25 protein-coding genes are annotated in these 16,682 nt (G+C 38.6%); 22 read left to right on the forward strand and 3 right to left on the reverse strand.

The window, feature by feature from the left end:
* The first annotated feature begins 22 nt into the window (after positions 1–22).
* The 20 genes from rplF (at position 23) to rpsI (ending at position 13,405) form a co-directional block, all read left to right on the forward strand.
* Entirely contained in the window at positions 23–559 is a 537-nt protein-coding gene (rplF, locus tag BN1066_RS08175) for a 50S ribosomal protein L6 (RefSeq protein WP_077318995.1), read from the forward strand.
* Between the two features lie 28 nt (positions 560–587).
* Entirely contained in the window at positions 588–953 is a 366-nt protein-coding gene (gene rplR / locus BN1066_RS08180; protein WP_077318996.1) for a 50S ribosomal protein L18, read from the forward strand.
* Positions 954–973: 20 nt separating this feature from the next.
* Complete coding sequence (gene rpsE / locus BN1066_RS08185; RefSeq protein WP_077318997.1) at positions 974–1,477, forward strand: 30S ribosomal protein S5; 504 nt, start codon at positions 974–976, stop codon at positions 1,475–1,477.
* Positions 1,478–1,490: 13 nt separating this feature from the next.
* The gene (rpmD, locus tag BN1066_RS08190) at positions 1,491–1,673 is read left to right on the forward strand and encodes a 50S ribosomal protein L30 (RefSeq protein ID WP_077318998.1); all 183 of its coding nucleotides are present in this window, start codon (positions 1,491–1,493) and stop codon (positions 1,671–1,673) included.
* 32 nt (positions 1,674–1,705) lie between these two features.
* The gene (gene rplO / locus BN1066_RS08195; RefSeq protein ID WP_077318999.1) at positions 1,706–2,146 is read left to right on the forward strand and encodes a 50S ribosomal protein L15; all 441 of its coding nucleotides are present in this window, start codon (positions 1,706–1,708) and stop codon (positions 2,144–2,146) included.
* Positions 2,146–3,435: a preprotein translocase subunit SecY gene (secY, locus tag BN1066_RS08200; RefSeq protein WP_077319000.1), complete on the forward strand. Its 1,290-nt coding sequence runs from the start codon at positions 2,146–2,148 to the stop codon at positions 3,433–3,435. Before rplO ends, secY begins: the two co-directional genes overlap by 1 nt.
* A 32-nt stretch (positions 3,436–3,467) precedes the next feature.
* Entirely contained in the window at positions 3,468–4,112 is a 645-nt protein-coding gene (locus BN1066_RS08205; protein ID WP_077319001.1) for an adenylate kinase, read from the forward strand.
* A 180-nt stretch (positions 4,113–4,292) separates the two neighbouring features.
* Positions 4,293–4,628, forward strand: coding sequence for a KOW domain-containing RNA-binding protein (locus BN1066_RS08210; protein WP_077319002.1), 336 nt, complete (start codon positions 4,293–4,295; stop codon positions 4,626–4,628).
* Positions 4,606–4,824: a translation initiation factor IF-1 gene (gene infA, locus BN1066_RS08215; protein WP_010095735.1), complete on the forward strand. Its 219-nt coding sequence runs from the start codon at positions 4,606–4,608 to the stop codon at positions 4,822–4,824. Before BN1066_RS08210 ends, infA begins: the two co-directional genes overlap by 23 nt.
* Before the next feature lie 31 nt (positions 4,825–4,855).
* The gene (rpmJ, locus tag BN1066_RS08220; RefSeq protein ID WP_005999442.1) at positions 4,856–4,969 is read left to right on the forward strand and encodes a 50S ribosomal protein L36; all 114 of its coding nucleotides are present in this window, start codon (positions 4,856–4,858) and stop codon (positions 4,967–4,969) included.
* A gap of 23 nt (positions 4,970–4,992) precedes the next feature.
* Positions 4,993–5,358: a 30S ribosomal protein S13 gene (gene rpsM, locus BN1066_RS08225; protein WP_077319003.1), complete on the forward strand. Its 366-nt coding sequence runs from the start codon at positions 4,993–4,995 to the stop codon at positions 5,356–5,358.
* A gap of 23 nt (positions 5,359–5,381) precedes the next feature.
* Positions 5,382–5,771, forward strand: coding sequence for a 30S ribosomal protein S11 (gene rpsK / locus BN1066_RS08230; RefSeq protein ID WP_077319004.1), 390 nt, complete (start codon positions 5,382–5,384; stop codon positions 5,769–5,771).
* A 210-nt stretch (positions 5,772–5,981) separates the two neighbouring features.
* On the forward strand, positions 5,982–6,926 hold the full coding sequence (locus tag BN1066_RS08235; protein ID WP_077319005.1) for a DNA-directed RNA polymerase subunit alpha: 945 nt from the start codon (positions 5,982–5,984) through the stop codon (positions 6,924–6,926).
* A gap of 257 nt (positions 6,927–7,183) precedes the next feature.
* Positions 7,184–7,537, forward strand: coding sequence for a 50S ribosomal protein L17 (rplQ, locus tag BN1066_RS08240; RefSeq protein ID WP_077319006.1), 354 nt, complete (start codon positions 7,184–7,186; stop codon positions 7,535–7,537).
* A 445-nt stretch (positions 7,538–7,982) separates the two neighbouring features.
* Positions 7,983–8,822 carry an energy-coupling factor ABC transporter ATP-binding protein gene (locus BN1066_RS08245; RefSeq protein ID WP_077319007.1) on the forward strand — a complete coding sequence of 280 codons (840 nt, stop codon included), beginning with the start codon at positions 7,983–7,985 and terminating at the stop codon, positions 8,820–8,822.
* The gene (locus BN1066_RS08250) at positions 8,798–9,670 is read left to right on the forward strand and encodes an energy-coupling factor ABC transporter ATP-binding protein (RefSeq protein ID WP_077319008.1); all 873 of its coding nucleotides are present in this window, start codon (positions 8,798–8,800) and stop codon (positions 9,668–9,670) included. The genes BN1066_RS08245 and BN1066_RS08250 overlap by 25 nt, the downstream gene beginning before the upstream one ends.
* Entirely contained in the window at positions 9,663–10,460 is a 798-nt protein-coding gene (locus BN1066_RS08255) for an energy-coupling factor transporter transmembrane component T family protein (protein WP_077319009.1), read from the forward strand. Before BN1066_RS08250 ends, BN1066_RS08255 begins: the two co-directional genes overlap by 8 nt.
* A gap of 18 nt (positions 10,461–10,478) precedes the next feature.
* Positions 10,479–11,219: a tRNA pseudouridine(38-40) synthase TruA gene (gene truA / locus BN1066_RS08260; protein ID WP_077319010.1), complete on the forward strand. Its 741-nt coding sequence runs from the start codon at positions 10,479–10,481 to the stop codon at positions 11,217–11,219.
* Positions 11,220–12,554: 1,335 nt separating this feature from the next.
* Positions 12,555–12,992 carry a 50S ribosomal protein L13 gene (gene rplM, locus BN1066_RS08265; RefSeq protein WP_077319011.1) on the forward strand — a complete coding sequence of 146 codons (438 nt, stop codon included), beginning with the start codon at positions 12,555–12,557 and terminating at the stop codon, positions 12,990–12,992.
* Between the two features lie 20 nt (positions 12,993–13,012).
* Positions 13,013–13,405: a 30S ribosomal protein S9 gene (rpsI, locus tag BN1066_RS08270; RefSeq protein WP_077319012.1), complete on the forward strand. Its 393-nt coding sequence runs from the start codon at positions 13,013–13,015 to the stop codon at positions 13,403–13,405.
* A gap of 144 nt (positions 13,406–13,549) precedes the next feature.
* Here the strand turns inward: rpsI and BN1066_RS08275 are convergent, their stop codons facing one another.
* From BN1066_RS08275 to BN1066_RS08285, 3 genes are all read right to left on the reverse strand, one after another.
* On the reverse strand, positions 13,550–14,230 hold the full coding sequence (locus BN1066_RS08275; RefSeq protein ID WP_245799747.1) for a tyrosine-type recombinase/integrase: 681 nt from the start codon (positions 14,228–14,230) through the stop codon (positions 13,550–13,552).
* Between the two features lie 72 nt (positions 14,231–14,302).
* Positions 14,303–14,644, reverse strand: a complete 342-nt coding sequence (locus tag BN1066_RS08280; RefSeq protein ID WP_077319013.1) for a hypothetical protein — start codon at positions 14,642–14,644, stop codon at positions 14,303–14,305.
* A gap of 50 nt (positions 14,645–14,694) precedes the next feature.
* On the reverse strand, positions 14,695–14,901 hold the full coding sequence (locus BN1066_RS08285) for an ImmA/IrrE family metallo-endopeptidase (RefSeq protein WP_077321415.1): 207 nt from the start codon (positions 14,899–14,901) through the stop codon (positions 14,695–14,697).
* Between the two features lie 101 nt (positions 14,902–15,002).
* On the opposite strand from BN1066_RS08285, the gene BN1066_RS08290 reads away from it, so the two are divergent.
* Both BN1066_RS08290 and BN1066_RS08295 read left to right on the forward strand, forming a co-directional pair.
* Positions 15,003–16,067 (forward strand): baseplate J/gp47 family protein, encoded by a 1,065-nt coding sequence (locus tag BN1066_RS08290; RefSeq protein WP_077319014.1) that lies wholly within the window; start codon positions 15,003–15,005, stop codon positions 16,065–16,067.
* 7 nt (positions 16,068–16,074) lie between these two features.
* Positions 16,075–16,653 carry a putative phage tail protein gene (locus BN1066_RS08295; protein ID WP_077319015.1) on the forward strand — a complete coding sequence of 193 codons (579 nt, stop codon included), beginning with the start codon at positions 16,075–16,077 and terminating at the stop codon, positions 16,651–16,653.
* Positions 16,654–16,682: the final 29 nt, after the last annotated feature.

Raw genomic sequence — 16,682 nt, forward strand, 5'->3', positions numbered from 1 at the left:
AAATGTTGAGGAGGTGTATGGAATGTCTCGTATAGGACTTAAACCAATCGAAATTCCCCAAGGTGTAGAAGTTAAACTTGATGGTAATGTCGTTACTGTAAAAGGCCCTAAAGGTGAATTATCGAGAGAACTACATCAAGATATTAAAGTAAATATAGAAGGAAATGTGGTTACGTTAGAACGCCCAAGTGATCACAAAGACCACCGCGCATTACACGGAACTACCCGAAGCCTGATCAATAATATGGTTGAAGGTGTAAGTAAAGGATTTGAGAAGTCACTTGAAATTATCGGTGTTGGTTATCGTGCGCAAAAACAGGGAAACAAAGTAGTTATCAATGCTGGTTTCTCTCATCCTGTTGAAATCGAACCAATCGAAGGCATCGAAATCGACGTACCAAAAAACACACAGCTTATCGTTAAAGGAATTGATAAGGAGCAAGTGGGAGCAATTGCATCCAAAATCAGAGCAATTCGTCCGCCTGAGCCTTATAAAGGTAAAGGAATTCGTTACGAAGGCGAATATGTACGTCGTAAAGAAGGTAAAACTGCCAAGTAAGACTAGGTAGCAGAAAGGAGTGACCTAAGTGATTACAAAACCTGATAAAAATGCGGTACGTAAAAGAAGGCACGCTCGTGTTCGTAAGACAGTTCACGGTACAGCACAGTGTCCTCGTTTAAACGTCTACCGTTCAAATAAACACATTTATGTACAATTAATTGATGATGTAAATGGAACTACACTTGCAAGTGCTTCTACCAAAGATAAAGAACTAAATGTAACTGGATCTACTAGCAATGTAGAAGCAGCAAAAAAGGTCGGAGAAATGATTGCTAAACGTGCTCAGGATAAAGGTTACAAATCGGTTGTCTTTGACCGCGGAGGCTACCTTTATCATGGACGTGTGAAAGCTTTAGCAGATGCTGCAAGAGAAGCAGGTCTTGAATTTTAATCGATAAAGGAGGGACATACATGAATAAAAACATTGATCCGAACAAGTTAGATCTTGAAGAGCGTGTTGTTGCGGTTAACCGTGTTGCAAAAGTTGTAAAAGGTGGACGTCGCTTCCGCTTTGCAGCTCTAGTGGTAGTCGGGGATAAAAATGGTCATGTAGGTTTTGGTACAGGAAAAGCACAAGAAGTACCAGAAGCAATTAAAAAAGCAGTTGATGATGCAAAGAAAAATCTAATTACCGTACCAATCGTTGGAACTACAATTCCACATGAAATTCATGGTCAGTTTGGTTCAGGTAATGTATTATTAAAACCAGCAGCAGAAGGTACTGGAGTTATTTCCGGTGGTCCGGTACGTGCTATTTTGGAACTTGCTGGTGTAGGTGATATCTTAACAAAATCATTAGGTTCAAACACACCGATTAATATGATTCGTGCTACTTTAAACGGATTATCAAACTTAAAGCGCGCAGAAGATGTAGCAAAACTACGTGGAAAGTCTGTAGAAGAACTGTTAGGATAAGGAGGGAACTGTTATGTCTAAAAAATTAGAAATCACCCTCACGCGCAGTGTTATTGGTGGAACAGAAGTACAAAGAAAAACTGTTCAAGCATTGGGACTAAAAAAAATTCGACAATCGGTTGTTCATGAAGATACAGCAGCTGTTCGCGGTATGGTTAACAAAGTATCTCATTTACTAACGGTTAAAGAAGTTTAATTACGAAATAAGCGTAAAGAGGAGGTGCTCGCATGAAACTTCATGAATTGAAGGCAGCAGAAGGTGCACGTAAAAATCGTAATCGAGTAGGCCGTGGAATGTCATCAGGCAATGGAAAAACATCCGGACGAGGACATAAAGGACAAAAAGCTCGTTCTGGAGGTGGCACTCGCCCAGGTTTTGAAGGTGGTCAAATGCCACTATTCCAACGCCTGCCTAAACGTGGATTTACAAACATTCATCGTAAAGAGTTTGCCATTGTTAACGTCGATACGTTAAACCGTTTTGAGGATGGTACTGAAATCACACCTGAGCTATTACTGGAAGAAGGCGTAGTTAGTAAATTAAAAGCTGGTATTAAAGTACTAGGTAATGGAACGATTGAAAAGAAACTAACAGTAAAAGCTCACAAGTTCTCTGCTTCAGCTAAAGAAGCAATTGAGGCAGCGGGCGGACAAACAGAGGTGATCTAATGTTCCGTACAATCTCCAATTTTATGCGCGTAGGTGATATTAGACGGAAAATAATTTTCACATTATTAATGTTAGTTGTCTTCCGTCTTGGTACATTTATTCCTGTGCCTTTCACAGATAGGCAAGCAATTGATTTTATGAACTCGCAAAACGTATTTGGCTTTTTAAATACGTTTGGTGGAGGAGCACTGAAAAACTTCTCGATCTTTGCCATGGGAATTATGCCGTATATTACCGCCTCCATTATTATGCAATTACTGCAAATGGATGTTGTGCCAAAGTTTACGGAATGGAAAAAACAAGGAGAAGTAGGCAGAAAGAAATTAGCCCAGATTACACGTTACGGTGCAATCGTAATCGCATTTATTCAAGCAATTGCGATGTCAATAGGGTTTAATACAATGGCAGGCGGTATGTTAATCGCTGATCCTGGTCCGATGAAATTTGCTGTTATTGCCATTGTTTTAACAAGTGGGACAGCATTTTTAATGTGGCTTGGTGAACAGATTACCGCAAATGGTGTAGGTAATGGAATCTCGATTATCATTTTCGCTGGTATCGTAGCAGCAGTACCAAATGGTATCAAGCAGCTATACAGCCAGTATTTTATAAACCCTGGCGATGATCTGTTTATTAATATTGTAATTGTCGCCTTAATTGTCTTGGTAGTTATTGCAGTAACAGTTGGTGTAATTTTTATTCAACAGGCACTGCGTAAAATACCGATTCAATATGCGAAAAAACTTGTTAACCGTTCTCCGGTAGGGGGCAACTCTACACATTTACCATTAAAAGTAAATAGTGCTGGTGTCATCCCGGTTATCTTTGCAATTGCATTTATTATGGCACCAAGTACAGTTGCTAGCTTCTTTGATGGAGATATTGCCGCGACGATTCAACGGATCTTTAATTATACAGAGCCAATAGGTATGGGAATTTATGTCGTACTGATTATTGCTTTTACGTATTTCTACAGCTTTGTTCAAGTAAATCCGGAACAAATGGCAGAGAATTTACAAAAACAGGGCGGCTATATTCCTGGAATTCGACCAGGTAAAAATACGGAAACCTATTTAACAAGAGTTCTGTATCGTTTAACGTTTGTAGGGGCATTATTTTTGGCAGCTGTAGCTGTATTGCCTATTGCTCTTGGTAAAATGGCTAGCCTACCGCAATCCGTACAAATTGGCGGAACGAGCTTATTAATTGTTGTTGGTGTAGCTCTGCAAACAATGAAGCAATTAGAAAGCCAGCTGGTGAAGCGTCACTATAAAGGTTTTATTAAGTAATTTTGCTGAAAACGAGAGCGAGGGGAAATCTGTTGAATTTAATTTTAATGGGTCTGCCAGGTGCCGGTAAGGGTACGCAGGCTGAAAAAATAAACGGAAAATATAACATCCCTCATATTTCAACAGGAGATATGTTCCGTTTAGCTATTAAAGAGGGAACAGACCTAGGTAAAAAAGCAAAAGAGTATATGAATCAAGGGGAGCTTGTTCCAGATGAAGTTACAAACGGCATCGTCAAAGAACGTCTAAGCAAAGACGATTGCAAAAATGGCTTTTTATTGGACGGTTTTCCACGGACGATCGCTCAAGCAGAAGCGTTAGAAAGCATAGTAAAGGATATCAATCAATCCATTGATTACGTCATCCATGTAGATGTACCAGAAGGAAAATTAGTGGAGCGTCTAACTGGTCGTAGAATTTGTCCAACATGCGGAACAACTTATCATGTAGTTTATAACCCGCCAAAAAAAGACGGGATCTGTGATAAAGATGGCTCAGCTTTAATCCAACGGGATGATGATAAACCTGAAACGGTTAAAAAACGTCTATCTGTAAATATAGAGCAAACGAAGCCGTTATTAGACTTTTATCATGATAAAGGTTATCTAGTAACGGTAAATGGCGATCAGGAAATCAATCAAGTGTTTCAAGATATCCAAGCAAAAATAGAAAAATAGTATCTTTAACTGGAAAAGGTGCATTTTTACTGTTGAAAAGTTATAATTAGTCGTGAGTATCATGTGACTATTGATATAAACTTGAATAAATGTGACACAGGATAAAAGTGAGTAAGGTAACTAATCCTTTTGTTCAAAAGGAACCATATAAACTATAGCCTAAGTGAAGGTGATCGCTTGTTGAAGGAAGATGATTCGATTCCGCTGATAGGTCAAGTTGTTCGTATTATGCAAGGACGTGATGCGGGTCAATACGCAGTCGTTATTAATTTAGTCGATGATAAGTATGTCTTGCTTGCAGATGGGGAAAAACGTAAATATGATCGACCAAAGAAAAAGAATCTTCATCATATCGAGTTAATGGATTATATTTCTCCAGAAGTCCAAAACAGCCTTCTAGAAACTGGTCGTGTCACAAATGGTAAATTGCGATTTGCCATAGCAAAATTTGTCAATGAAGTTGTGACTGATTTGAAGAAGGGAGATCAACACGATGGCGAAAGACGATGTAATTGAAGTGGAAGGAACCGTAACTGAAACGCTACCTAATGCGATGTTTAATGTCGAATTAGAAAATGGTCATACGGTATTAGCTCATGTATCTGGTAAAATACGTATGCATTTTATTCGCATTCTTCCTGGCGATAAAGTAACGGTTGAACTTTCTCCGTATGATTTAACAAGAGGACGAATTACGTACCGTTATAAATAAGTGAGCTCCGATATTAAAGGAGGTAAAGATGATGAAAGTCAGAGCATCTGTAAAACCCATTTGTGAAAAATGTAAAGTCATTAAACGAAATGGAAAAGTAATGGTGATTTGTGAAAATCCGAAGCATAAGCAAAAACAAGGATAATAAACAGGAGGTGTTAAAACTTTATGGCACGTATTGCAGGTATTGATATTCCACGTGATAAACGAGTAGTCATTTCCTTAACGTATATTTACGGAATTGGAAAAAAGACTGCACAGAAAATCCTTAAAGAAGCAGGCGTTTCTGAAGACACTCGAGTACGGGATTTAACAGAGGACGAATTAGGAAGAATTCGTAAAGCAGTAGATGAGTATACAATAGAAGGGGATCTTCGTCGTGAAGTTTCTCTAAACATTAAGCGTCTTATTGAAATCGGCTCTTACCGCGGTATTCGTCATCGTCGCGGTCTTCCGGTTCGTGGACAAAAAACAAAAAATAATTCACGTACACGCAAAGGCCCGCGTCATGCGATTGCTGGGAAAAAGAAATAAAAGCTAAAGGAGGTTAACAACTAATGGCACAAAAATCAACCGCGCGTAAACGCCGTGTGAAAAAGAATATTGAGTCAGGTGTAGCACATATCCGTTCTACCTTTAACAATACTATTGTTACCATTACGGATATGCAAGGTAATGCGATTGGCTGGAGTTCAGCTGGTGCGCTTGGCTTTAAAGGCTCAAAAAAATCTACGCCTTTCGCTGCACAAATGGCAGCTGAAACTGCTGCTAAATCTGCACTTGAAAGTGGCATGAAGACACTTGAAGTAACAGTTAAAGGACCAGGTGCTGGACGTGAAGCAGCTATTCGTTCACTTCAAGCAGCAGGATTGGAAGTTACAGCTATTCGTGATGTAACTCCAGTACCTCATAATGGTTGTCGCCCGCCAAAACGTCGTCGTGTATAATTTTACCGTATATAATTTGTCACCCTGTCTATAATGGGTTATGATAGCTAAAAGTCTAAAGGTCGTACTCTTTAGTGAACAGCATCCATGAGACAAGAACGTACGAATGAATAACAGGTAGTGCAGAAACGCCAACTGCCTATTTGGGGAATTTCGGTTAGACATATGGTCTAACCGGGGTTTCGACGTTTTAAAGGAGGGTTTTAAGGAATGATCGAAATTGAAAAACCAAAAATTGAGACGGTAGAAATCAGCGATGATGCTACATTTGGAAAATTCGTAGTCGAACCGCTTGAACGTGGATATGGTACCACTCTAGGAAACTCCTTGCGTCGTATCCTACTATCCTCACTTCCAGGTGCTGCTATTACATCAGTTCAAATTGATGGAGCGCTTCATGAGTTTTCAACAATTGATGGTGTTGTTGAAGATGTGACAACGATTATTTTGAATCTGAAAAAACTGGCTCTAAAAATTTACTCCGATGAGGAGAAGACATTAGAGATTGATGTGCAGGGAGAAGGAAAAGTTACGGCTGCAGACCTAACGTATGATAGTGATGTAGAAGTATTAAATCCGGATTTGCTAATTGCTACATTAAATAGCAAAGGCAGCTTGCATATGAAAATGACAGCAGAACGTGGACGCGGCTATCGTCCTGCTGAAGCAAACAAACGTGATGATCAGCCAATCGGTATGATTCCAGTTGATTCAATCTTTACGCCAGTCTCTCGTGTAACCTATCAGGTGGAAAATACACGTGTAGGCCAAGTAGCCAATTATGATAAATTAACATTGGACGTATGGACAGATGGAAGCATTCGCCCTGAAGAAGCTGTTTCTTTAGGAGCAAAAGTTTTCACCGAGCATCTTAATATTTTTGTGGGATTAACGGATGAAGCAAAGAATGCTGAAATTATGGTTGAAAAAGAAGAAGATCAGAAGGAAAAAGTGATGGAAATGACCATTGAAGAGCTTGATCTTTCTGTTCGGTCTTATAACTGTCTAAAACGTGCTGGAATAAATACAGTGCAAGAACTAGCAAATAAAACAGAAGAAGATATGATGAAAGTGCGCAACCTTGGTCGTAAGTCCTTAGAAGAAGTAAAGTCAAAGTTAAGTGAACTTGGACTTAGTTTGCGTAATGATGACTAATCATATTTGACCACTATAAATAAGCAAATTAAACATCGGAAAGCGGTGTTTGCATATACGAATAACCCATTCATATTAGCCGGCTGCTTCATTCTTTACATCATTTTCCGTTTCACTTAGAGCAAGAGAGATAATTCCGTTTCTGAGGAAGAAAAAAGGTGTACGGTTAAGAGGAGTTTTTGGCATGAATGCCTTAAAAGGCTATAAGTTTCTGGTTGAATGGTTTTTAAGTCATCAAAGAAAAGGAGGGATAGTCCATGGCTAGAAAATTAGGTCGTACAACCGATCAGCGTATGGCTTTGCTTCGTAACCTTGCTTCTGATTTAATTGTATACGAACGGGTTGAAACAACAGAAGCAAAAGCAAAAGAGCTAAAATCTGTCGTTGAAAAAATGATTACATTGGGCAAGCGTGGAGATCTTCATGCACGTCGGCAAGCAGCAGCCTTTTTATACAATAAAGAAGCCAATGAAAATGATAATGTGATTCAAAAACTTTTCAATGATGTGGCTCCGCGTTATGAAGATCGTCAAGGTGGATACACACGTGTTCTTAAATTAGGTGCTCGTCAAGGTGATGGAGCGAACATGGCCATCATTGAACTAGTGTAACTCGGAAAAAAACACCTAGTTTTATGTAACTACAACGACAAGGGCAGGACTGAATCTCTTCTACGAGGTACATCCAAGCCCTTTTTTTGCACCTTAAGAAACGATATTATTTTTTTGAAGTATACTACACAAGTTGGTCATCTGCGCCATTGTTGGTCTAGACAAGCTTTCGCCTGTGATAATCTTTTACTTGTACTATAGGAAAGTATAAAACTTTAGGGTTTATCTATAAGAAAAACGATAGCTTTCGCCATAAACACTTTGGCGACAAGCCAAGTTTTTCTATTGGACAGTGTTGAGAGTTGCTTGTCCACGCAGGTGCTTGTCAGATATCTATGTAGCAATACTAAGTAAGTGAGAGCTGATATAAAAATCGGATACTTTACTTCTTTTGTTTACTAGTATACCAAATCCCCAAGGATAGGAGATATAGGAGGAGTAATAGATGAGCAATAAATTGGTTGAGTTTAGAAATATATCATTTCGATATGGAGAAGAGCAGCCTTGGGTATTAAAAAATTGTAGTTTTGAAATCTATGAGGAGGAATGGGTAGCCATTATCGGCCATAATGGATCCGGTAAATCAACCATCGCAAAACTTATGAATGGACTGTTGTTTCCTCAAGAAGGAGAGATTTATATTGATGGCAAGCTTGTTCAAGAGGAGACGATTTGGGATATCCGAAAAGATGTAGGGATGGTATTTCAAAATCCCGATAATCAATTTGTTGGAACGACTGTACAAGATGATGTTGCATTTGGCATGGAGAATCGAGGCTTTTCAAGAGAAGACATGCTTGCCCGTATAGAAGACGTGCTTGACGCTGTTCGTATGCAAGATTATCGTTTAACAGAACCTCACCGTTTATCTGGTGGACAAAAACAGCGTGTTGCCATAGCAAGTGTCTTAGCTGTATCGCCAAAAGTTCTCATTTTGGATGAGGCAACTGCCATGCTTGATCCAAAAGGAAGAAAAGAAATAATGGCGACCGTTACAGGGGTCCAAGAGAAAAACAATGTAGCGTTACTGACAATTACGCACGATTTACAGGAAATAGTTCAAGCAGACCGCGTTATTGTTATGAATGAGGGTGAAGTATGGCAGGAAACTACGCCAAGAACGCTTCTTTCTCAACAACAGGAGTTGCGGAAAATCGGTTTGGATGTACCGTTTATCGCAACCTTAGCTAATGAATTAAAACAAGCGGGTATTCCGATTAGTCAGGAACCATTAAATCATGAAGAAATGTTGGAGGAATTATGGACATTATATTCAAGAACGTAGGCTATACATATCAGCAGAATTCGCCATTCGCTCATAAAGCTATCGATCAGTTGAATTTTCATATTCCTTCAGGTACATTTGTCGCCATTGTTGGACATACAGGTTCAGGAAAGTCGACATTAATTCAGCATCTAAATGGTTTGCTTCAGCCCACAGAAGGAGAAGTATGGATAGGTGATTATCACTTAACCCCTGATAAGAAGCCAAAGGATATGAAAATGTTGAGAAGTAGTGTTGGCGTTGTATTTCAATATCCGGAGCATCAACTGTTCGAAGAAACAATCGCTAAAGACATTAGCTTTGGTCCGAAAAATTTTGGTGTTGGGGATAGCGAAATACAAAAGCGTATTAATGAGGTGCTGCCAGCAGTCGGATTAACGGAAGACTTTTTAGAACGATCTCCGTTCGATTTAAGCGGTGGGCAAATGCGGAGAGTTGCAATTGCAGGTGTATTGGCGACCAAGCCAAAAGTGCTTGTTCTCGATGAGCCTACAGCAGGACTTGATCCCCGAGGGCAAAGGGAAATGATGGATATGTTCTATGAAAGGCATCAAAAGGAGAAGCTGACGACGATATTAGTTACACATAGTATGGAGGATGCAGTTACCTATGCCGACCATGTTATCATTCTGAACAAGGGGACAAAATATATGGAAGGTAAGCCGGAAGAAGTTTTCGTACAAAAAGCAGCATTACAGAAAGTTCAACTTGATGTTCCAGAAATAGTAGCATTTCTAGATCGGTTTAATAAAAGATTCGGTGTAAGCATTCCTTTTACCCGTCAGACAGAAAAAGAGCTTGCTAGTACGATAGCTAACGTGATCAAGGAGGGAAAAGTCCATGAATAATGCTATTGTTATTGGACAATACGTACCAGGGAATTCCCTTGTTCACCGACTTGATCCACGAACAAAAATCACCATTATTTTTATCTTTGTGTTTATTGTATTTCTAGCGAACAATGTTTGGAGTTATGCCATACTTACTACCTTTGCTTTAGCTAGTATGTTTACATCACGAGTACCGATCCGATTTATTTTAAAAGGTCTCATGCCTGTGTGGTTTTTAATTATTTTTACATTCTTGCTTCACATCATTATTACGAAGGAAGGTACACCCGTTTTCGAGATTTTTTCCTTTACAGTCTATTCAGGAGGCCTTATTCAAGGGTTTGCTATTTCAATGCGCTTCTTTTTGCTTATTTTAGTAACCTCGCTTTTAACACTAACGACAACACCGATAGAAATAACCGATGCGATCGAAAGCCTTCTGCACCCATTAAAACGAGTGAAGTTTCCTGTACATGAGCTGGCATTAATGATGTCTATTTCATTGCGGTTCATACCGACATTATTACAGGAGACAGAAAAGATCTCTAAAGCGCAAGCATCACGAGGAGTGGACTTTCGGACGGGACCGATTAAGGATAGGGTACAGGCTGTCGTACCATTACTTGTTCCATTATTCGTCAGTGCCTTCAAACGTGCTGAGGAACTCGCTATGGCAATGGAGGCTAGAGGTTATCAAGGTGGTGAAGGAAGAACCAAACTCCGTGAATTAAAATTCGGCAAACTTGATATCATTATTTATATATTATTTATGACAGTTATTATTGGATTAATCTTGACAAGAAATTAGGTGAGAAAGGGCAATAAAATGGAAAGATTGAAATGCACCATTCAATATGACGGCTCTTTTTTCTCTGGTTTTCAAATACAACCGGGAAAACGTACGATTCAAGGAATAATAGAAGATGTTTTAATGAAAATGCATAAGGGAAGGCATATCCGGATCCATCCATCTGGGAGGACGGATGGAGGGGCTCATGCCATCGGTCAAACCATTCATTTTGATTCGCCTTATGACATTCCTTTAAATAATTGGAAGCAAGCACTCAATACATTACTCCCTGATGATGTTTACGTTAAAGAGGTAGAGAAGGTTCAAGATACATTTCATGCAAGATACGATGTCGTTGAAAAGGAATATCGCTATTACGTGTTAAATGAAGCCGAACCTAATGTGTTTAAACGTAATTATGCATATTTTTTCCCATATGTTTTAGATATTTCGTCTATCCAACGGGCGTGCCGCTATTTTGAGGGAACCCATGATTTCACGACCTTTTCTTCTGCAAAAGCAGAAACAAAAGGGAGCAGAGAAAGAACGCTGTATCAAGTGTCTTGTGAAAAAAGAGGATCAGAAATCGAATTTATCTTTCGAGGAAATGGTTTTTTGTATAATATGGTACGCATTATCGTTGGATTCTTACTAGATGTGGGCCAAGGGAAGAGAAATCAAGACGAAATAGAGGAATTGTTTGCAAAAAAGGATAGAAGACTAGCAGGTGATACTGCGCCACCACAGGGGCTTTATTTGTGGCGTGTGACGTATTAAAGGAAGGACAAGTACAAAAACCCCTTTAAAGGGTTGAAAAAGCTTGTAAAATGAATATGAGCGATACACGTACTGTATAAATTGTAAGAAGAATAAACGTGTATGTACGTGCTCGTGCTCAAAGGATAAAGAGGAACGAGGTCGGTACAGAACAACGCAATGACCACCTTGAAAGAAAAACATCACTTCTATGAATGATGTTTCACTATTAAAACCTTTTCTTGTCCTAGAAAAATCACTGTGTAATGCTGTAAAGCTACTTTTGTTAATAAAAAAGAAAAGCTCTTTTCTACATGTGGTGTAATGCTGTCGACGGTTTTGCTTGTCGGGGTTACAAAGCTGACACTAGTATGTCCAGTGGCTGTGGCTGCAAAGTTCGAAGCCCGAGGAAGTACTTTTTAATAAACAGAAGGCTTGTATATGGACGTTTTATCCCGCATGAACGGTAGTAAGGACCTCCGCTTTCATGCTACGAGGTGAAACCTAGGAGGATAAGTAGAGGAGCCAACTGCAAGTCAAATGTCCGATTCTGTTCAGAGGCTTTTAGGTCATACTCTTGCGTACTAACATCAGGTAGGGGGAAAGAACACCGTTTTGAAGATCCACTTTATAATGGAAATACAAAGGAAATTCACGGAGGTTATTTTTAAAGGACTTTTGTTTAAAAAGCCTGGTAATAAGGACACTTCGAAATTCTATGTACGTTAGAACGTATAAATGTTTAGTCTTGAAGTTCATTCAACAGAAATTTTTATGTATTAAATGCAATTAAGGCTAGCGTCAACCTTTGCTTGCCACTGGCTAATTTTTCTTTATTGACTTGTTTCTGTGCTCCTTGGAAATGAAGAACACTTTTCCTCCGTGGGAATGAGTCCAAGGAAGCTATACTAGTACTTCATGTATCTAACAAAAGATCTTCTACTAAAAGTGCTCACGTCCTGTGGGCAACGTAGAAGGCATTATGTCCTATACAGCCCATTATCAAAAATTGCGTCGCCTCGAACTTTGATGCAAAGGGATGTGTTAGTGTCGCCGCCGTAACAGGGCAAGGAAATCTATGTCAGCGACGCATCGCACGCAGAAAAAGTATATTGCTTTTTCAAGGACATCTGTGATTTTATCTGACCTTGGCAGTTTTTATCCTCTTTTTGAACACGCACTTATATGAAGAAAAAGTGTGGATAATGAGGAGTAACTCTTGACATTATGCTGGCATTTGGTGTATTATGATCTATGGCATTTTATTTCAAAACCATGATTAGCCCCGGAAACTAATTATGTTGAAATAGACGAACGAATTTGTTTTTGATTTTAAGGATATGGAGGGAAACACTCATGCGCACAACTTTCATGGCAAATGAAAATAACATTGAACGCAAATGGTTAGTTGTTGATGCAGAAGGTAAACGATTAGGTCGTTTAGCTAGTGAAGTTGCTACACTCCTTCGCGGAAAGCATAAGCCAACTTACACACCGCATGCAGATACTGGTGACCATGTAATTATTATTAATGCTGAGAAAATTGAATTGACTGGTAATAAAATTACAGACAAAATATACTACCGCCATACAAATTACCCAGGTGGTTTAAAAGAACGTACTGCAGACGAAATGCGTACGAAATACCCTGAACGTATGCTAGAGATGGCAGTTAGAGGTATGCTTCCTAAAGGCCCTTTAGGACGTAAAATGGCTAAGAAACTACATGTATTCAGAGGATCAGAACATACGCATCAAGCACAAAAACCGGAAGTTTATGAGCTTCGCGGGTAACTAAAAGGAGGTAAAGGAATTTGGCACAAGTACAATACTATGGCACAGGTCGTCGTAAAAAATCAACTGCTCGTGTACGTTTAGTACCTGGAACAGGTAACATTACGATCAACGGACGTAATGCAGCTGATTATTTTCCATATGAAACTCAGCTGTTAATTTTAAATCAACCACTAGTAGCAACTGAAACACAAGGAACATATGACGTAATCGTTAATGTTCACGGTGGTGGTTTCACTGGTCAAGCTGGAGCAATCCGCCACGGAATTGCCCGCGCATTGCTTGAAGCTAACCCAGAATACCGCAGCACACTTAAAGCAGAAGGCTTCCTAACTCGTGACGCCAGAATGAAAGAACGTAAAAAATACGGTCTTAAAAAAGCTCGTCGTGCACCTCAGTTCTCAAAACGTTAAGATGTCTAGTTTCACAAAGCCCCCAACCATAAGTGGTTGAGGGCTTTTACTTTTTATAAGTTTGTTTAAAACGCTGAAAAATCGCACACGTAATATACAAGTAATATACAGGTAATATACATGGATTATGAAAGAAAAAGCTGCTTATTTAAGCGTGTCAATCGCTATAAGCAGCTGTTCAATATCCTTGTGTGTATATACTTTATCTGTAATATCCTTGGATGCATGTCCCATAATTCGTTTGATGGACAACTTGTTCGCCCCGGCGTTATCCATGAGTGTTGCAAATGTGTGTCTGCAGTCATGAGGTCTATGATCCATTTCTAATTGCTCCATGATCTTCTTCCATTTTTCGTGATAGTAGACGTAGTAACTCATTTTGTTGTTTTCGTGATTAGTGACGAGATATTCATTATTTGGATCCATGCGAGCTTCGATAAGTGAATGTATTTTTTTGTGAATGGGGATTACTCGGTTTGTTCCAGCTTCTGTTTTAAAACCCCCCCGGAAGTACCTTTTATCAAGATGAATGTTTTCGTTCTTTACTTCAACTAACTCTCCCGGTCGTAAACCTGTATAGATCATGATCAAGACCGTGTCGATAAAATCTAATCTATCGACGTTTTCCCATAACTTTTTAATCTCATCCAAGTTAAATGGCTGCCTAGAACTTTTCGTGTTATCTCTAGGTAACTCCACAAACCTAGCGTAGTCTTTATGAGTTAGATCATTTTCCATAGCGAATTTATACATCTGATTAAACAGCACTTTTATTTTTCTCTTTGTGCCGTGTGATTTATCACAGTTATCGATAACTGCCTGCAAATGCGCCTTCCTAATATCTACGAATTTTAAGTCATGTAAAGACTCCGAGCGGTTAAAGGCCCCGTTCTTTCTTTAATCTTTCGTACACTTCTTTGAAAGTAATCTTACCGGCAGATTATTTTTTCTACCTGTAGGATTTACCTTTTTTTCTTCTTTTTTCTCAATTTCTAATTTGGTAGCTGCAGCATGTTCTTTTTCCTGCTTTCTTTCCTCAAGCTGGTCTTTTTCTTCTGGTGTTAACTCCGGCATGAAAATACCTGAAATAATAAATACGACTAATGACGATGCTAGTAATATGGATAGTTTTTTAAAGGACATTCCTTTTTTAAATATTGCTCTTACTATAAGTAAAATGATTCCAGCAACAATAGAAACAAAGCTCAAGAAAAATAAGATATCAAATATAAAACCCAAGTTAATTATCTCCTTTCCGTAAAAGTTAGTAAAATAGTATGTGATTCTAATTACCTAGTAATTGTGTAAAATTTTTTAAGGTGACAAATTTCTTTAGGTATTCCATAGGTTAAAGCAAGTTCTTCTATGGTAATGTTTGTGCTTACATACTCATAAATACACTTATCTGGTAAAAGTAGTTCAACAGCAAACTTGTTTGCTTCTTGTTCAATTTTGTCGACAGATAAAAAAGCTGATTTATGATGATCGTATATCAGAAGTAAATAATTTTGAAATTAAACATATTGACGACCAGTTTCACATTAAATTCATGGTTGTAAGTAATGTTGGTGTTTTGGAAATGGAGGAGGTGTTTTAGGTGTTTGAGAATAAGAGCTATGAAAACATTTTGGAAGAAATGCTGGATAGCATCTCTGATGACATAGACAAACGAGAGGGCAGCATTATATATACTGCCATTGCTCCACAAGCGGCGGCATTATCGGAAGCCTATATTTGGTTAGATAACATATTTAACCTAACCTTTGCTGATACGGCAATAGACGAATATCTGGATAGACGTGTAGGAGAGTTTGGGATTCATCGAAGACAAGCTATAAAGGCAAAAAGAAAAGCTGAATTCTATACTGAGAACGATGTACCAATGGATATACCGATTGGTAGTCGTTTTTTTATTGATGATAGATATTATGTGGTAATTGAAAAGCTGGATGATGGTGTTTTCTTATTGGAATGCGAGGAAGCTGGTATAACTGGTAACGTACCAAAAGGGAATTTACTTCCTGTTGACACCATTAGCGGATTAAGTAAAGCGATCTTAACTGACATTATTATTCCTGGGACGGAAGAAGAAACAGACGATCAACTTAGACAGAGGTTTTTTGAAGCTGTTAATGAACCTTCTTTTGGCGGAAACATTTCTGACTATCGGCGGAAAATAAATGCTATGGAAGGTGTGGGCGGAACAAAAGTGTTCCCTGTGTGGAAGGGAGGGGGGACAGTCAAATGTGTTTTCATTAACGCTGATTATGATACACCATCCAGTTCACTTGTAGACAAAATCCAAACGGAAATGGATCCTGAAGTAAATCAAGGAAAAGGAATAGGGTTGGCTCCAATAGGTCACGTAGTAACAATAAAAGGTGTTTCTAGTGTTAATGTAAGTATTGAAACTAAAATCACATTGGGCAATGAATTTACGATAGGTCAAGTAAAAAATGATATTGAAGCAGTTGTGAATAGTTATTTGCTAGAATTACGAAAATCATGGAGTAGCCAAGAAAAATTGATTGTCCGTATATCTCAAATTGAAGCAAGGATTCTAAATGTACCTGGAGTTATTGATATCGCAGATACAAAAATAAATGGTCAAACAGAAAATCTATCTTTGAACGAGGAAGAAATTCCAATTCTAGAAAGGTGACGCTTGTATGATACTTTATAGACTGCCTAAAATCTACCATCAAATTAAGGAGTTTGTAGAATTGATGAATGCTGAGCAGCAGGCATTTGAGAAACTAGAAGCTGCGTTTAATAAGGTGTTAGATAATCAATATGTGGCTACAAGTGATGTTTCGTCTGTAAAGCGGCTTGAGGCTATTCTAAATATCCAAGCAGATCCAACAAAGGAGAGTCTTAGTTTCCGTAGAAAAAGGATATTAAATCGTTATCTTATAAAACCACCATTTACCGTACGTTACCTTCAGCAAAGACTTGATTTTTTGGTAGGTCAAGGAAGAACATTCGTTGAATTAGAGCCGCTAGAGTTTATTATTCGTGTAAAGACGAATGTTGATAATGCTATCCTTTTTAAAGAATTAGAGAGGACAGTAAGGACAACTATTCCAGCAAATTTGATCTATCAGCAACAAACTACTGTACATGACAAGATTCAGTTAAAAGAGCGCATTGTAAGAAAAGAGGTTACTTGGAATTATAAACTTGACTGTACATGGAAACTCGGTGAAAAACCTTTTGCGTCTTACGGTCAGGGGGTTGATGTTAGATGATTGAACAAAAAGTAATCAATGATATTACT

It is taken from the genome of Virgibacillus proomii, from assembly GCF_900162615.1.
Classification (GTDB): Bacteria; Bacillota; Bacilli; order Bacillales; family Amphibacillaceae; genus Virgibacillus; species Virgibacillus proomii.

Coding starts and splice junctions, on each gene's coding strand:
- rplF (WP_077318995.1), top strand. CDS start 23: ATGTCTCGTATAGGACTTAAACCAATCGAAATTCCCCAAGGTGTAGAA.
- rpsE (WP_077318997.1), top strand. CDS start 974: ATGAATAAAAACATTGATCCGAACAAGTTAGATCTTGAAGAGCGTGTT.
- rpmD (WP_077318998.1), top strand. CDS start 1,491: ATGTCTAAAAAATTAGAAATCACCCTCACGCGCAGTGTTATTGGTGGA.
- rplO (WP_077318999.1), top strand. CDS start 1,706: ATGAAACTTCATGAATTGAAGGCAGCAGAAGGTGCACGTAAAAATCGT.
- secY (WP_077319000.1), top strand. CDS start 2,146: ATGTTCCGTACAATCTCCAATTTTATGCGCGTAGGTGATATTAGACGG.
- infA (WP_010095735.1), top strand. CDS start 4,606: ATGGCGAAAGACGATGTAATTGAAGTGGAAGGAACCGTAACTGAAACG.
- rpmJ (WP_005999442.1), top strand. CDS start 4,856: ATGAAAGTCAGAGCATCTGTAAAACCCATTTGTGAAAAATGTAAAGTC.
- rpsM (WP_077319003.1), top strand. CDS start 4,993: ATGGCACGTATTGCAGGTATTGATATTCCACGTGATAAACGAGTAGTC.
- rpsK (WP_077319004.1), top strand. CDS start 5,382: ATGGCACAAAAATCAACCGCGCGTAAACGCCGTGTGAAAAAGAATATT.
- BN1066_RS08235 (WP_077319005.1), top strand. CDS start 5,982: ATGATCGAAATTGAAAAACCAAAAATTGAGACGGTAGAAATCAGCGAT.
- rplQ (WP_077319006.1), top strand. CDS start 7,184: ATGGCTAGAAAATTAGGTCGTACAACCGATCAGCGTATGGCTTTGCTT.
- BN1066_RS08245 (WP_077319007.1), top strand. CDS start 7,983: ATGAGCAATAAATTGGTTGAGTTTAGAAATATATCATTTCGATATGGA.
- BN1066_RS08250 (WP_077319008.1), top strand. CDS start 8,798: ATGGACATTATATTCAAGAACGTAGGCTATACATATCAGCAGAATTCG.
- BN1066_RS08255 (WP_077319009.1), top strand. CDS start 9,663: ATGAATAATGCTATTGTTATTGGACAATACGTACCAGGGAATTCCCTT.
- truA (WP_077319010.1), top strand. CDS start 10,479: ATGGAAAGATTGAAATGCACCATTCAATATGACGGCTCTTTTTTCTCT.
- rplM (WP_077319011.1), top strand. CDS start 12,555: ATGCGCACAACTTTCATGGCAAATGAAAATAACATTGAACGCAAATGG.
- BN1066_RS08295 (WP_077319015.1), top strand. CDS start 16,075: ATGATACTTTATAGACTGCCTAAAATCTACCATCAAATTAAGGAGTTT.